The sequence below is a fragment of the Stenotrophomonas sp. KH_036_B genome, assembly GCF_057839485.1.
This window is the reverse complement of record NZ_CM174491.1, coordinates 593,076-608,098: the sequence shown is the minus strand read 5'-3', so window position 1 is coordinate 608,098 and position 15,023 is coordinate 593,076. Positions and strand designations below refer to the sequence as shown.

At 67.8% G+C, this 15,023-nt stretch carries 11 protein-coding genes; 2 read left to right on the top strand and 9 right to left on the bottom strand.

What is annotated here, in order from left to right; translation table 11 throughout:
- The first annotated feature begins 147 nt into the window (after positions 1-147).
- On the top strand, positions 148-2,271 hold the full coding sequence (locus tag AC3ITN_RS02705; RefSeq protein WP_489392001.1) for a M13 family metallopeptidase: 2,124 nt from the start codon (positions 148-150) through the stop codon (positions 2,269-2,271).
- 566 nt (positions 2,272-2,837) lie between these two features.
- On the opposite strand, the gene AC3ITN_RS02700 is transcribed toward AC3ITN_RS02705, so the two are convergent.
- On the bottom strand, positions 2,838-3,752 hold the full coding sequence (locus tag AC3ITN_RS02700) for an oxygenase MpaB family protein (RefSeq protein WP_489392000.1): 915 nt from the start codon (positions 3,750-3,752) through the stop codon (positions 2,838-2,840).
- Between the two features lie 318 nt (positions 3,753-4,070).
- Here AC3ITN_RS02700 and AC3ITN_RS02695 point away from each other — a divergent pair, with 318 nt between their 5' ends.
- Positions 4,071-4,685 (top strand): hypothetical protein, encoded by a 615-nt coding sequence (locus AC3ITN_RS02695; protein WP_489391999.1) that lies wholly within the window; start codon positions 4,071-4,073, stop codon positions 4,683-4,685.
- 92 nt (positions 4,686-4,777) lie between these two features.
- Here the strand turns inward: AC3ITN_RS02695 and AC3ITN_RS02690 are convergent, their stop codons facing one another.
- From AC3ITN_RS02690 to AC3ITN_RS02655, 8 genes are all read right to left on the bottom strand, one after another.
- Entirely contained in the window at positions 4,778-5,551 is a 774-nt protein-coding gene (locus AC3ITN_RS02690) for a LytR/AlgR family response regulator transcription factor (RefSeq protein WP_489391998.1), read from the bottom strand.
- The gene (locus AC3ITN_RS02685; RefSeq protein WP_313347959.1) at positions 5,541-6,800 is read right to left on the bottom strand and encodes a sensor histidine kinase; all 1,260 of its coding nucleotides are present in this window, start codon (positions 6,798-6,800) and stop codon (positions 5,541-5,543) included. Before AC3ITN_RS02685 ends, AC3ITN_RS02690 begins: the two co-directional genes overlap by 11 nt.
- A gap of 308 nt (positions 6,801-7,108) precedes the next feature.
- Entirely contained in the window at positions 7,109-8,758 is a 1,650-nt protein-coding gene (locus tag AC3ITN_RS02680; protein WP_489391997.1) for a M28 family metallopeptidase, read from the bottom strand.
- 196 nt (positions 8,759-8,954) lie between these two features.
- The gene (locus tag AC3ITN_RS02675) at positions 8,955-10,592 is read right to left on the bottom strand and encodes a CsgG/HfaB family protein (protein ID WP_313347957.1); all 1,638 of its coding nucleotides are present in this window, start codon (positions 10,590-10,592) and stop codon (positions 8,955-8,957) included.
- A 19-nt stretch (positions 10,593-10,611) separates the two neighbouring features.
- On the bottom strand, positions 10,612-11,277 hold the full coding sequence (locus AC3ITN_RS02670; RefSeq protein WP_313347956.1) for a hypothetical protein: 666 nt from the start codon (positions 11,275-11,277) through the stop codon (positions 10,612-10,614).
- A gap of 67 nt (positions 11,278-11,344) precedes the next feature.
- Entirely contained in the window at positions 11,345-12,445 is a 1,101-nt protein-coding gene (locus AC3ITN_RS02665; protein WP_313347955.1) for a hypothetical protein, read from the bottom strand.
- The gene (locus AC3ITN_RS02660; RefSeq protein WP_489391996.1) at positions 12,436-13,635 is read right to left on the bottom strand and encodes a hypothetical protein; all 1,200 of its coding nucleotides are present in this window, start codon (positions 13,633-13,635) and stop codon (positions 12,436-12,438) included. Before AC3ITN_RS02660 ends, AC3ITN_RS02665 begins: the two co-directional genes overlap by 10 nt.
- A 100-nt stretch (positions 13,636-13,735) precedes the next feature.
- On the bottom strand, positions 13,736-14,989 hold the full coding sequence (locus tag AC3ITN_RS02655; protein WP_489391995.1) for an RNA polymerase sigma factor: 1,254 nt from the start codon (positions 14,987-14,989) through the stop codon (positions 13,736-13,738).
- Between the last annotated feature and the right edge of the window lie 34 nt (positions 14,990-15,023).

Sequence of the window (15,023 nt, the reverse complement as noted above, 5' to 3'; positions counted from 1 at the left end):
GGAAGCGGGTTAACGGCCGTCACACCTTGAAAGCGGCCGGGCGCCCATTCATTTCATGGGCGCGCTGCGACGCGCTCTCAGGAAGGGTACATCCAGGACACAGGGGTGCGGATTAGACTTGGCGTTTTCCCGTTGCCTGAGAAGTCCATGTCCAAGCTGCGCCGCCCTACCCTGATGCTAGCCATCGCCGCCAGCCTGTCGCTGGGCCTGGCCGCCTGCGACCGTGAGCCCGCCGCCCCGGCGGCCACCCCCGCCGCCGATGCCGCCGCCACGCCGCCGGCCGCGCCCAAGCCGCAACTGGGCAGTTTCGGCTTCGACGCCAGCGGCATGGACCGCGGCGTTGCCGCCGGCGACGATTTCTTCGGCTTCGCCAATGGCACCTGGGTAAAGAACACCGAGATCCCGGCTGACCGCTCCAGCTTCGGCAGCTTCAACGTCATCTCGGAAAAGACCCTGGCCGACACCCGCGCCATCCTTGAGGGGGCAGCGGCAGATGCCAAGGCCAGCGGCGAGACCAAGCTGATTGGCGACTACTACGCCGCCTTCATGGACGAGGCGGGCATCGAATCGCGCGGCATGGGCGTGATCAAACCCGAACTGGACGCCATCGGCGGCATCACCGACAAGGCCGCGCTGGCCACCGCCCTGGGCGGCACGCTGCGCGCCGACGTGGACCTGCTCAACGCGACCAACTTCTACACCGACCGTTTGTTTGGCACCTGGGTGTCGGTGGACCTGCTGCAGCCGGACCGCAACGCCCCGTACCTGGTGCAGGGCGGGCTGGGCCTGCCCGACCGCGACTTCTACCTGCAGGGCGGCCGCATGGCCGAGCTGCGCAAGCAGTACCAGGCCTACATCGCGCAGGTGCTGCAGCTGGCCGGCGTGGCCGACCCGGCGGCCAAGGCGCAGCGCATCCTCGCGCTGGAGACCCGGATCGCCCAGGTGCATGCCACCCAGGAAGAAACCAACGACGTGGCCAAGGGCGCCAATGCCTGGAAGCAGGCCGACCTGAGTGCCAAGGCGCCGGGCATGGACTGGCCGGCTTTCCTGGCCGCCGCCGGCCTGGACAAGCAGGACGATTTCATCGTGTGGCAGCCCAAGGCCGTGGCCGGCATCTCGCGCCTGGTGGCCACCGAGCCGCTGGATGTGTGGAAGGACTACCTGGCCTTCCACGCGCTGGACCGCGCCGCGCCGTACCTGCCCAAGGCCATCGCCGACGCGCGCTTCGCCTTCCACGGCACGGCCCTCAACGGCACTCCGCAGCAGAGCGAGCGCTGGAAGCGTGCGGTGGATGAGAGCAACAGCGCCGTGGGCGAAGCGATCGGCAAGCTGTACGTCGAACGCCACTTCGACCCGGCCACCAAGGCCCGCGCCGACGAGATGGCCAAGAACATCATCGCCGCGTTCGCCAAGCGCATCGACGCGCTGGAGTGGATGTCGCCGCAGACCAAGGCGCATGCCAAGGCCAAGATCGATGGCCTCACGGTGGGCATGGGCTACCCCGACACGTGGCGCGACTACACCGGCCTGGAAGTGAAGCGCGACGACGCGCTGGGCAATGCCGAACGCGCCAGCCTGTTCGAGTACCGACGCAACCTGGCCAAGCTCGGCAAGCCGGTCGACCACGGCGAGTGGGCGATGCTGCCGCAGACCATCAACGCGATGAACGTGCCGCTGGAAAACCGCCTGGTGTTCCCGGCCGCGATCCTGCAGCCGCCGTTCTTCGACGGTGCTGCGGATGACGCGGTGAACTACGGCGCGATCGGCGCGGTGATCGGCCACGAGATCAGCCACGGCTTCGACAACGCGGGTGCGCTGTTCGACGAGACCGGCAAGCTGCACAACTGGTGGACGGCCGAGGACCTGAAGAAGTTCAACGCCGCCGGCGACGCGCTGGCCGCGCAGTTCAGCAGCTACCAGCCGTTCCCGGGCGTGTCGGTCAACGGCCGCCTGACCCTGGGCGAGAACATCGCCGACGTGGCCGGCCTGGCCACCGCCTACGACGCTTACCAGCTCTCGCTGCAAGGCAAGCCGGGCCAGACCCTGGAAGGCTTCAGTCCCGACCAGCGTTTCTTCCTGGGGTTCGCCCAGGCGTGGCGCAGCAAGGCCCGCGAACAGGCCCTGCGCAACTCGCTGCTGACCAACGTGCACGCCCCCGGCCAGTTCCGCGCGCTCACCGTGCGCAACCTGGACGCGTGGTACCCCGCGTTCGAGGTCAAGGAAGGCCAGAAGCTGTACCTGGCCCCGGACAAGCGGGTCAAGGTGTGGTGATTGGGACGGGCGCTTCGGCGCCCGTTTTTTTTTGAAGCTTGGCGGTCGGTCTTCGATCAGATCTGCCGCGAGCGTCTGGGGCCCCGCCGCGGCCGGCAGGCCCCTATGCAAATGTCCCCCGGCCGACGCCTGCGGCGACGGCCTCCTCCTTTACTTTGCCAGGGACCTACCGGCCGCGACGGGGCTCGGCTTGCGGTTCGCAGGAAAAGGCAAAATCCGGGACGGAGGACGTTAATCGGGGACGGTGAGGCTTAACCTCCTCCGTCCCCTTTTTAGGCATTGCCAGGGACCTACCGGCCGCGACGGGGCTCGGCTTGCGGTACGCGATGGAAAAGCGCTGGAAAAGCGGATGTCACGGTGCCAACGCCGGTGGGGCGAGTGCGGGGCCGCCATGCCCTTGCGGCGAAGTAAAGGAGGAGGGGGCGGCCGAAGGCCGACGCCGGGGGACATTCGCAGGCAAGGGTATGGCGGCCCCGCGCTCGCCCCACCGGCAGCCGCTGTTGAGGGACCGTCGCCGGCAAGGGCATGGCGGCCCCGCGCTGGATCCACCGGCAGCCGCGTTTGCTTCACCAATGCAGCAGCGCGCTGGTCGGCACGCCGACGCGCGCGAAGGCACGGGCGGCCACGCCGTCCTGCAGCGCGCGGCGGAACAGCGGCGACATGCCCTGCAGCAGGCGCGCCGAGGCGCGGGCCTGGGTGCGCTGCAATGGCGTGCGTTCCAGCATCTGCGTGGCCCACTCCGGCAGCAATGCCGCACCGGCGCCGAGGAACAACTCCCGCGACAGTCCCGCCATCGGCACCGGCAGACGAATGCCCGACAGCACCGCCAGCACCTCCCGTGAGCGTGCATCGAAACGCAGTACCGGCAGCTGGCGCGCGAAGTACGCCTCCACGTCCGCTTCCGACGCAGGCACATGGGTTGCGCCCAGTGCTTCGGCCACCCGGCGGTACTCGTCGTAGTAGCGGTCGGCAACCGCCTCCGGCACCTCACGGCAGTAACGCCGGTAGCCCTGCAGGAACCCGTAGGCCTCGGTCACATGCACCCAGGTCAGCAGCGCGGGATCGTCGGCAGAATATGCCTGCCCGTCCGGTGTCTGCCCACGTACCTGGGCGTGGATCCGCTTCACCTTCGCCACCAGCGCATCCACTTCCTGCGAGGCGGCATAGCTGGTGCACGCCACGAAGGCCGTGGTGCGGCGCAACCGCCCCACCAGGTCGTCGCGGAAGTTGGAGTGGTCGTACACACCGGCCAGCGCCAGCGGATGCAGGGTCTGCAGCATCAGTGCGCACAGGCCCCCGGCCAACATGCCGGGAAACTCCGAGTGCACCCGCCAGGTCACGCTGTCGGGCCCGAACCAGCCCGCGTCGCCCGGCGGATGGTCGTAGTCGATCCCACTCTGGCCGCGCGGGAAGGCGCCCAGCACCCAGCGCCGGATCGGTGCGGTGGCAGGACGGGTGAGGCGGTGCAGCAGTGACGACATCGGCGGTTCCAGGCGTACATGGGACCGCGATCCTGCGCGGTTGCGTCAATTCTGCGTGATCTGCGACACCCCGGCCATGCCGTGGGCTGCAATTTCCGGTTGATTGTGCGTCTGCAACAAATCAGGCGGCGGTTTTTGGACTTTTGCCGGCGCTTTTCAATGTCGCATTGCGCAAAATTTTCCGGCCCTTGCCCATTCAGCAAACACCCCTGCGGCGTTTTGTCGCACTGCCCATTGCCAAGTCCGACGAAAGTGCTAGAACTGAACCCGCCTCAAGTCGTCCAAATGCGCTGCCGTACGTTCCCGAAGGAGCTCGTCATGATCGCTTTGTTCAAAGGGTTGGGTTTACTGCTGTTGGACAACGAGCTGTACACCAGCCCGTTCGAGAAGCAGGTCGCGCATTGGCGTAACAAGAGCGAGCAGCAGATCCGCGAGGAAGTGGCCACCCTGGCCAAAGCCAAGGGCCAGTGGCTCATGGCCTCCATCGTCGGCTGGCAGGCGGCCTCGCTGCTGATCCTGGGCCTGATCGCCAACTACCTGTGGAAGGACGACTTCCATATCACCTTCACCCGCGTGGTCATCATCTTCGGCTCCTGGGTCTCGATCCTGTTCGTGATCTGGTTCATGGCCAACATGTTCGACCACACCGCCGGCTTCGAGCGCTGGATGAAGGCCTTCAACAGCCGCGCCCGCATCACCTCCGACGCCGACAGCGTCGAGTGCGTGGCCGAAGCGCTGGACATGGCCCAGCACTATCCCGAAGTCCTCGATTACAAGCAGGCCGTCAGCGCCAAGCGCGAGCTGCGCCACGAAGACATCCGCATCATGCGCGAGATCGGCCGGATGAAGCAGCACACCGAACTGGTCGGCCAGCTCAACCATGTTGGCGAGCAGAACAGCGGCCACAACCTGCATCTGCTGCCCGCCTTCTAGGGTAGCGCCGGCCACTGGCCGGCTGCGAAAAGGGGGGGGTCCCAATGCCACCGTGAGCGATCACGGTGGCATTGTCTTTGCAGCGCACCGCGCTACATGCCGCGGAACAGGCTCATGAACGGCTGGCTCACGCTGAGCGCTTCGGGCCGCTGCTTCAACCGCAGCTGGCCACGCCCGGTATCGTCGCGGGTCACCGCCGCCACCGCCGTCATGTTGACGATGGTCGAGCGGTGCACCTGGCGGAAGCGCTGCGGGTCCAACACCTCCAGCAGTTCGCGCAGCGGCGTGCGCAGCAGGCTTTCGCCCTGCTCGGTAACCACCGTGGTGTACTTGCTGTCCGCACGGAAATAGACCACGTCCTCCAGCATGATCAGCTGCGTATCGCGGCCGTTGCTGGCGGTGATCCACGCCAGCGGCGGCGCTGTCGAATGTGCGGCGGGCGACTGGCCCAGGCGCTGCAGCAGCTGCTCCAGCATCGCGTTGTCCGGCCGCCCCACCTGCATGCGCGCCAGGATGCGCTCGCGCGTGGCCAGCAGCCGTTCGTCACTGACCGGCTTGAGCAGGTAGTCGATCGCGCCCTGCTCGAACGCGTCGATGGCGTACTGGTCGTAGGCGGTCACGAACACCACCTGCGTGCGCGGGCTGATGTCAGGCAGTGCGCGGGCAACGTCGATGCCGCTGATGCCCGGCATGCGGATATCCAGCAGCGCCAGGTCGGGCTTCAGCTCGGCCAGCCGCTCCAGCGCGCTGGCACCATCCTCGCATTCGGCCACCAGCCGCAGTTCCGGCCACAGCCGCTGCAGCTGGGCCACCAGCGACTGGCGCAGCAGGTCTTCGTCTTCGGCAATGAGCGCATCAAGCTGCATGGATCGCCTCGCGTGCGTCGCGCGGCAGGGTGATCGTCGCCGCCACGCCGCTGGGGAAATTGGACACGATCGCCACCCCGGCGCGGTCGCCGCAGGTCAGGCGCAGGCGTTCGCGCAGGTTCTTCAGGCCGATCCCGGTACCGCTGCTGCCCTGGCCGAAGCCCAGCCCATCGTCGGCCACGGTGAGGGTGACATGGTCATCGAACGCGCGCGCGATGATCCACACCGTGCCACCGCCGGGCTTGGGCTCCAGGCCGTGCTTGATGGCGTTCTCCACCAGCGTCTGCAGCGCCATCGACGGCAGCGGCAACGTGTCGAGCGCCGGTGGCACATCGACCTGCAGCGACAGCCGCGCGCCCATGCGGATCTTGAGGATTTCCAGATAGGCCTTCGTGCGGTCGAGTTCGACCCCCAGGGAGGACATCGATTCGTCCACGCTGGGCAGCGAACTGCGCAGGTACTGGATCAGGTGCCCCAGCATCTGGTCGGCGCGCGGCGGGTCGGTGCGGGTCAACACCTGTGCATTGGCCAGCGTGTTGTAGAGGAAGTGCGGTTCGACCTGGGCGTGCAGCAGGTTCAACCGCGCCACCGACAGTTCCTTCTCGATCGCGGTCTGTTCGGCCGCGGCCTGTTCATCGCGGCGCTGTTCGGCCACGCGGCGGGTGATCGCCCGGCTGACCGCTTCGGCGTTTTCGTAGTTGCTGCCTTCATCCACTGCCAGCAGGTCGGCCCAGATGCCGGCATCGGGCTCGAACACCAGGGTCACGCTGCTGGTGCCCTGCCCCGGCGTGACCGTGGCCAGCACGCTGTTGCGCTTGATCGCCAGCCGCGCCGGCAGGTTCCAGCGCGACGGCGGGCGCCCGTTGTAGGGGTCCACACGGCGCACATAGGCGCGCACCTGCAGGCTGCCGGCGGCGCTCTCGATGTCTTCCACGCGGGGCAGCTCCTTGACCGCCCGTTCGACCAGGCTGAAGGCCGCGCCGGCGTCCATCGGCAGCTCGATCTGGCGGCGCTGGCGGCTGGACAGGGTGGCGGCATCCAGCCGCCCGGCGATGATCTGAACCCGGCGCAGGTGGGTGATGCAGCTGCCCAGCGCGGTGACCATCAGGAACAGCGCCAGCAGGCCGAATACCCAGCCGGGGCCCTCGTCCATGCCGTGGAAGAAGCCACTCCAGACGAACCCGGCCACGACGATCGCCGCGGCCCAGGCCAGCAGAATGCGGAGAATCAGGGAAAGGCTGGCGAACACGGCGGTGTCTTCACGATGGGATGGTGTGAGGATAGCCCTGCTCGGGAAGGGCACAAGCGCCGTGCGATGGAAGCCGGGAAAGCGGGGATGAAACGGCGCCGGGACGGCGCCGGGGTGTCGGGCGCGGCGTGGACACGCATGGCGTGTCCCTGCGATGGGGCCGGAACGCCGCTGCGGCCGGGTTTCCGGGTCAGCGTAGCGACACGCCATGCGTGTCCCACGTAAGGCCCGGGTGATATCCATCCACCACGTCGCCGCAACCTTCCCCAACGCCCCCCCCGCCGGCGGTGCCGGCGGGGGGGTTTCGATCACTTCCGATCAGCAGCCGATGCGTCGCGCGGGCCGCGGAACTGCGAGTCGTCGCTCCAGTTCGGCCAGGTGCGGGCGTTGGCCAGCTGGTTGCCCAGCGTGTACAGCACTTCCAGGTCGCGCGAGGCGCCGGCGAAGGTCCAGTCCGGCTGCCACTCGTCGCCCTGCTGGTGGTAGCGCTTGGCAGTGTAGTCATCCGACGCCTGCTTGCCAGCGGCCACGCCACCGTCCACCCAGTCCTGGCCCGCCGAGTACGACACCGCCGGCACGCCGCGCTTGGCGAACGGGAAGTGATCGGAACGGAAGAACAAGCCCGCTTCCGGCTTCGGGTCCGGCGTGTAGCGGATGTCCCACCCCTTGGCCACGTCCTTGAGCTGGTCCAGCAGTTCCAGCTTGGCCGAACCGTAGATGCCGAAATCGCGCGACGGACCGAACGGCGCCATGCCGTCCATGTTGATCACCGCGACGGTCTTGGCCAGCGGATACAGCGGATGGCTGGCGTAGTACTCCGAGCCCAGCAGGCCCTTTTCCTCGGCCGTCACGGCCAGGAACAGCACCGAGCGCTCCGGGCGCTTGCCCTTGGCAAAGCCACGCGCAAGTTCCACCAGCGACGCGGTGCCACTGGCGTTGTCCAGCGCGCCGTTGAAGATGGTGTCGCCGTTGGCGTCCGGCTTGCCCACGCCGATGTGGTCCCAGTGCGCGCTGTACACCACGGTCTCGTCCGGGTGCTTGCTGCCTTCCAGGCGCGCGGCGACGTTGTGCGAAGTGATCACCTCGGTCTTCACTGCGTACTTGGCCGACAGCGTTTCGCCCGTCAGCTCCACCGGCTTGAAGTCGCGGCGCTGTGCCTGCTGCTTGAGCGTGTCGAAGTCCTGCCCGGCGCGCTTGAACAGATCCACCGCCAGATCACGCTGGATCCAGCCTTCCAGCAGCGGGTGCGCCTCGGCCGGATTGTCGCGGACCACGTCGAACATGGTGTTGGTGTTGGAACCGGCCACCGTGGCCCAGCCGTACGAGGCCGGCGCGGTTTCGTGCACGATCAGCAGGCCCAGCGCCCCCTGCCGGGCCGCCTCTTCGTACTTGTAGGTCCAGCGGCCGTAATAGGTCATGCCCTTGCCGTCGAAGCTGCCTTCGCCGGTTTCGAAGTCCGGGTCGTTGATGAGCACCACGCCGATCTTGCCCTTCAGGTCCACGCCCTTGAAGTCGTCCCAGTTGCGCTCCGGCGCGTTCACGCCGTAGCCCAGGAAGACCAGCGGTGCATTCTTGATGTCCACCTCGGTGGCACCGTTCATGGCGGCGCGCACGGCGATTTCCTTGCCCTGGCTCAGGGCCTGCGGCTTGCCCTTGCTGGCCAGCGACAGGCTCGGCGTGCCGACGATATCGCCCTTGCGCAGCGGAACCGCCTGGGTCCACAGACGCTTGCCGTCCTTGAGGTCACCGCCCGGCTGCAGGCCGGCCGCCGCGAACTGTTTGCTGAGGAAGGCGACGGTCTTCTCTTCGCCGGCCGTGGCGGGCGAGCGGCCCTCATAGGCGTCGGAGGCCAGTTCCTTGACGTCGGCGGAGATCCGCGCGCCATCGAATTTCGGCGTCGCCGCCATCAGGGCGCTGGACACCGACAGTGCCAGCACGCTCAATACCACTCGCTTCATTGCTCTCTCCAGGGCAGGGACATCATCACCCGATGATACCCATTCCCGGCGTGCGCCGACTGCGGCGCGCTGCGGCACGACCCACGGTCGCGCCCTACCGGCGGTACTACCTTGCCCTACCGGCGGTACGCGGCCACAGCGGGTGGCTGCGCGCCCCCCGGTAGCTCACGACCGTTGGTCGTGAGCGCTCGTCACATCACCAGTTCGGATCTTCCGCGGGCGCGGCAGGCTTGGCCGCCGCCGCGCGCGCCGGCTTCGGCTTCGCGGCGCCGGTGCTGCCGGTTGCCGCAGCCGCCGGCTTCACCGCACCCGCCAACTGCCGCAGCTCGATCGAGCCCGGCTTGAAGTTCGCCCCGCCCAGGTCCGCGCCGCCTTCGATGGTGCCGTAGGAGGTCTGCGCGGCCACACGGTCCACGCGGATCGTGCAGCACGGGGTTTCATTGCGGCCCAGCGAACGGCCGGTCTGCGGGTCCTTCAGTTCCTCACCCAGCATCACCGCCTGCCAGCGCTGCCCGGCCTTGAGCGACTCACCGCCCTGGCTCAGCACCACCTGGTCGCCGGTCATCGACACCACCGACACCGGGAAGATCCCGGTGATGATCGCGGTGCCGATCTGGCCCGACAGCGAATCCATCATCGCCGCCGCCATGCCCTTGCCATCCACCGTGCGCGGCAGCGTGCTCGGGCCGGTGGAGGCCAGCTGGTGATCGAAACTGTCGGACATCACCACCTCACCGGTGGCCGCGTTGATCAGGCGCAGGGTGATGCGCCCGCCGCCCGAGTACGAGGTCACCTGGCGGTCGGACATGCGCAGGTTGCGCACGCTGCGCGGGTATTCGAAACGCTCGATGGTGGGAATCAGGATCAGGTCCGTGGCCAGCTGCTGGCCCAGCCGCGCGGTGTCCTGCAGGCGCACGTTGCCGCTGTTGATGTGGTCGATCTCGGCCTGCATCTCCTCGCCGAACTCGCGGTCGAGCACGATGAACCGCTTGGTCTGGGTCAGCGTGTCGTTCAGGCGCGCGCGGATCGCCGCGGCCACGTCATCGCTGGCCACGCGGCCATCGCCCACCGCGTAGGTGCCACTGCGCACGTGCGGCTGGGCCACCACGATCTTCGGGCGGCCCTGCTCGTCCGGCGCGCGGTACTTGGCAATCTCGGCGCGCACGCGCACCTTCCAGTAGCTGCGCATCGTACGGCGGTTGACATCGGATTCGAACGACTGCGCGCCGCGCTTGGCGTCCACGCTGGCCTGTTCCTTGTAGCTTTCCTTGATGCTGGCCGATGCGGATCCACCGCCACCGGAAGCCTCGGCCTGCGCCTGCGCCGAGCCACTGGCCGAGGCAGACGCCGAATAACTGTAGCCGGCGTCGCTGGCACGCACGCGGGCAATCACTTCCTCATCCAGCTGGTTCACTTCTTCCTGCGAGAGGATCTCGTAACCCAGCACCGCGCCCTGCGACGCGGCAATCATCTGCTGGGCGAACGCGTCGGCGCGGATATCGCCGACGTGTTCCCCATCCACGTCCACATGCAGGCCTGCACGCAGGCTCTGCATCTGGCTGGCCACGCGCACGCCATTGACCTGTGCCACTGCCGACTGCAGCGCTGCCAGCACCGCCAGCTCCGGCGTACTGCCGATGCCGTCGGCCTCGCGCGCCACCTTGGTGGTGCCGCCGAAATCCGGCGCGCCGCGCAGCGGTTGGTCCGCCGCCGGTGCTTCCAGCTTCGATTCGGCCTTGGGGGCGGCTGCCTCAACCGGTGCCTCCTGCTTGCCGCAGGCGGCAAGCAGGGTCACGGTGAGGGCCAGGCTCAACAGTCGGTATGAGGTCTGCATGCGTGGCGTTCCTTGTCGATTACAGGCTGTCGAGCATCGACTCGGCGTTGCCCGGCACCTTGATCTTGCTGGCGCGGGCGAAGGTCAGCGCAGCCTTCGACGAGGAGTACAGACCCTTCAGGTAGCCCGGCGATTCCTTGGCAACCCATGCACCGGCCGCCAGCTTGCGGCCGACGGTGGCCAGCTGCGTGCCGCTCAGGTTCTTCATGCCGCTGGCGAAGTTGCTGGCTTCACCGCTCAGCTTCTGGCCTTCGGCAGCCGACGCGACCAGCGCGATCAGGCCCTGGGAGTAATGCTGCTTGGACTCGGCGCTGAGCTCCGGCTTGGCCGCCACGCGCTCATCGATCGCTGCCTGGGCGGCTTCGCTGACCGACACCGACTTCTTCATGGCATCGACGCTGACCGAACCCGACGACAGCGCCTGGCGCTCGGCTTCCAGCAGCTGCACCTGCTCGGCCAGGCCGAAGGCCTTGGCGAACGAGGACTGCGCGTCCAGCGAATGCGACTGCGAGGACACGAAACGACGCACCAGCGCTTCCTGCGCGGCTTCGTCCGGGGCACCGGCCGAAGCGGCCGAGGCGCTGTTGCCGCCACCGGCCAGGTCCTTCAGCTTGCCGAACTGCGCCTGGGCGGGCGCGGCGAAGGTGGTGGCGATGGCCAGTGCGATGAGGGTCTTGCGGATCATGATGTGATTCCTTGTAGAAAAACCGGTAGGTACCGACCGTTGGCCGGTACGCATGACGGTCGTGCGCTTAACGCACGGCCTTGACGTTCAATTCGTTGATCATCTGCTGCGCACCCTTTTCGGCCGCGATCTGCAGCGCGTTGGTGCGGGCCACGGTCTCGTTCGGGCCGGTGCCGGAGAACTGCACCGGACCCACCGACGACACCGTCTTCGGGAAGCGGCCGCTCACGTCCAGCACCTTGCCGGTGACGGTGACGAACACGCGGGTGTTGCCGCTGACCGGATCACGGTCGCGCATGCCCACGTCCAGCGTGCCAACCGCCAGGTACGGAATGTTGGCGGCCTTGATGCCGTTGGCGGTGTCGCGCAGGGTGGCCGGCGACAGATCGTTGCCGGTGCTGAAGTCCTTGCGGATGCGCTCGATGCTGAGCAGGCCGCGCGACTCGCCTTCCACGTACTCCGCTTCCACCACTTCATAGCCGGCCGCGCTGAACGCGCCGGTCATGGCGGTGTTCACTTCATTGGCGTTGGCAACCTTCCAGCTGATGTTGTCACTGCGCGCGGTGGTGCTGCCACCGGAGGTGACCGACACCGACGCGTTCTGGTTGATGCTGCCGTTGGTGCTCACCGAGTTGCCACGGAAGCTGTCGCCTTCGCGGGTCTTCTCGTCATAGCTCTGGCTGGCGTCGACGCGGCGGTATTCCTTGTCCTGGAACGACTGCACGGTGTCCTGCGAGCGCGCCATGAACAGGAAGGTCAGCAGCGAACGCTCGTTGCTGCGCGCACCGGCCGTGGCCGAACCGGCGTCCAGCTTGGTCTGCAGCAGCGTGGTGTTGATTTCGGCGCGGACGCTGACGGTGTAGGTCTTGGCCTTCTTGTCTTCGGTGTCCGACAGCGGCACCGCCGACAGCACGTAGCGGTCGATCTCGCCGATGAACTCGGCGCGGCGCGCCTCGAACAGGCGCAGCTTGGCCGCACCGGATTCGGCGATGTACGCCTCCAGTGCATTGACCTTGGCCTTGTTCAGGGCCTGGGCGCGGGTGTCGGCACTCAGGCGCAGGCCATAGCTGGCCGAACCGGTGCCGCGGGAGCTGGCGGTCTGCGCCGCCACGGGCGCGGTAACCATCAGTGCAATGAGAATCAGCAGTACGGCACGAATCAACGGCATGACTTGATCAACTCCTGGAGGGCTTGGGTCTGTTGCTGCAGCGGCTTGCCGCCGGGCTTCTGTTCGTCCAGCCAGGCGCGCGAATCGGCACGCTTGGCGGCGGCGCCGGCGAAGGCGTCCAGCCCGGCCAGCACGGTTTCGTAGCTCGCCGACCACTGGTCCACATGCCACTGCGTCGCCGGGACCACCTTGGTGGCGCCCTTGCGCAGCGGCTGGTCGAAGAACACCTTGCCCGAGAACGGCTCCACCACCGTGGCCTGGAAGAACGCGCCGAACAGCATCGTCTTCATGGCCGGGGTTTCATTGATCACGCCGTTCTTCAGCGCATCCAGGCGCAGCTTCACCACGTAGTCCGGCTCGGGAATCTTCAGCTGGTAGACCTTGCCGTCGGCAAAGCGCGCGGCCATCGCCCCGCCGATCGCCTGGCCGCTGGCCGGCGGCAGCAGGCCGATCCCGGTGTTGGACGACAGCGTCTTGGACAGTTCATGGGCCAGCGTGGCGCGCAGCACCTTCGCATCCACCTCGTCAGGCAGTTTGGCCTGCACGGCGTCGGACAGAGTCACCTCGCCCACCTGCAGGCGGCGGGTCGACGCGGCCGGCAGCTGCGCCTTGGCAAGCGTATCGGCCAGCACCTGCGGCAGGCCGGTAGCGGCCTTGCCATAGAGCAGGTCGGCAACGATCGCGTCGATATCGTCGTCGTCCGGCAGGTACTCCATCACGTCGATGCGCTGCAGCGTGATCGGGTAGGACGCCACCACCTGGCGTTCGCGGAAATCGAAGAACAGCGCCTGCAGCGCCACTTCCACCAGCACCTTGTACTGGCCGCCGATCGGCTCCACCGAGACCAGCTCGCGGTCCAGCGCGGTGGCCAGCACGGTGGCACTGGTGGTGCCGTCAAGCATCGCCAGGGGCTGATCGATCAGTTCCAGGCTGGCCGGGCGCTGTGCCTGCAGCCGGGCCCACAGGGCCTGGTTGAGCGGGGCCAAGCCGCGGCTTTTCAGCACGGCGGCCGCACGCGGGGTGCTGGCTTCCACAGCGCTCTGGTCAGCGGTGTAGGCAAAACCGGCCCAATAGGCCTGCTGCGACTTGTCGGCGGCCTGTGCGGTACCGGCGAAGGCGGCAGTACCGGCGAACACAAACGCGCACAGCAACAGCCACGCTCCACGCGCGGGCTTCTTCCCTGAAAACATCGTTCCCCGTTCCTTCTTGGCTGGACGCCGGCGGACGCCGAGTCACTTTTATGAATGCGCCACAATAGACCCTGATTGCGACTCAATCAAGTCAAAAGCGTCACTTCATCCCGGCGCGCGCCCGCAGCAGCAGCCGTTCCCGGGGGTTGGAGGTCAGCCGCGCGGCGCGTGCGAAGGCCTCGGCAGCTTCGGCGTGCCGCCCCAACTGCGACAACAGGTCGCCCTGCACCGCAGCCAGCGGCGCGTAGTCCCGCAGCCGGGCATCGTCGGCCAACTGCTCCACCAGCGGCCATGCCACCGCCGCACCTTCCGCACGCGACACCGCCACCGCACGGTTGAGTTCCACCACCGGCGAGGGCTGCACCATCGCCAGCCGAGCATACAGCCCGGCCATGCGTTCCCAGTCGGTGTCTTCCGCGCGCCGCGCACTGGCATGGCAGTCGGCAATGGCCGCCTGCAGCACGTAGCCATCATCGCTGCCGCCCAGCGCCACGGCCTGCTGCAGCGCCGCCTGGCCGCGCGCCACCTGCAGGTGGTCCCAGCGCGTGCGGTCCTGCTCGGGCAGCAGGATCGGGTTGCCCTGCGCGTCCACCCGCGCGGCCGCGCGCGAGGACTGCAGTTCCATCAGCGCAAGCAGCCCGTGTACCTGCGGCCATGCGGGGAGCCGCTGCTGCAGGACCCGGCCCAGCCGCAATGCCTCCTCGCACAGCGCCGGGCGCATCCAGTCATCCCCACTGCTGGCCGCATAGCCTTCATTGAAGATCAGGTAGACCACCGCCAGCACCGAGCCCAGCCGCTCGGGCAGTGCCGCCTGGCGTGGCACCTCGAACGGCACCTGCTTCGCTGCCAGGGTGCGCTTGGCACGCACGATGCGCTGGGCGATGGTCGGTTCCGGCTGCAGGAACGCGCGGGCGATCCCGTCGGTGCTCAGCCCACCCAGCAGGCGCAGGGTGAGGGCCACCCGCGCATCGGCCGACAGCACCGGGTGGCAGGCCACGAACATGAGCCGCAGCAGGTCATCGCCGATGTCGTCCTGCAACGCATCGCTGTCGTCGGGCAACGGCAGCGGTTGCGGTTCCAGTTCGCTGCCCCACTGCGCATGCTGGCCGGTCACCCGCTGGTGCTGGCGCAGCACATCGATGGCGCGATTGCGCGCAGTGGTCATCAACCACGCTCCCGGATTGTCCGGAACGCCCTGCTGTGGCCAGCGCTCCAGCGCGGCCAGCCAGGTGTCCTGGGCCAGTTCTTCGGCACGCCCGACATCGCCGCCCAGCATCCGCGCCAGGCGTGCGATCAGGACCGGCGACTCCATGCGCCAGAGGGTCTCCAGTCGTTGCGTCAGCGCGGCATCCATGCGGTTAATGAGAGCATCCGTGACCGCGCCGCAC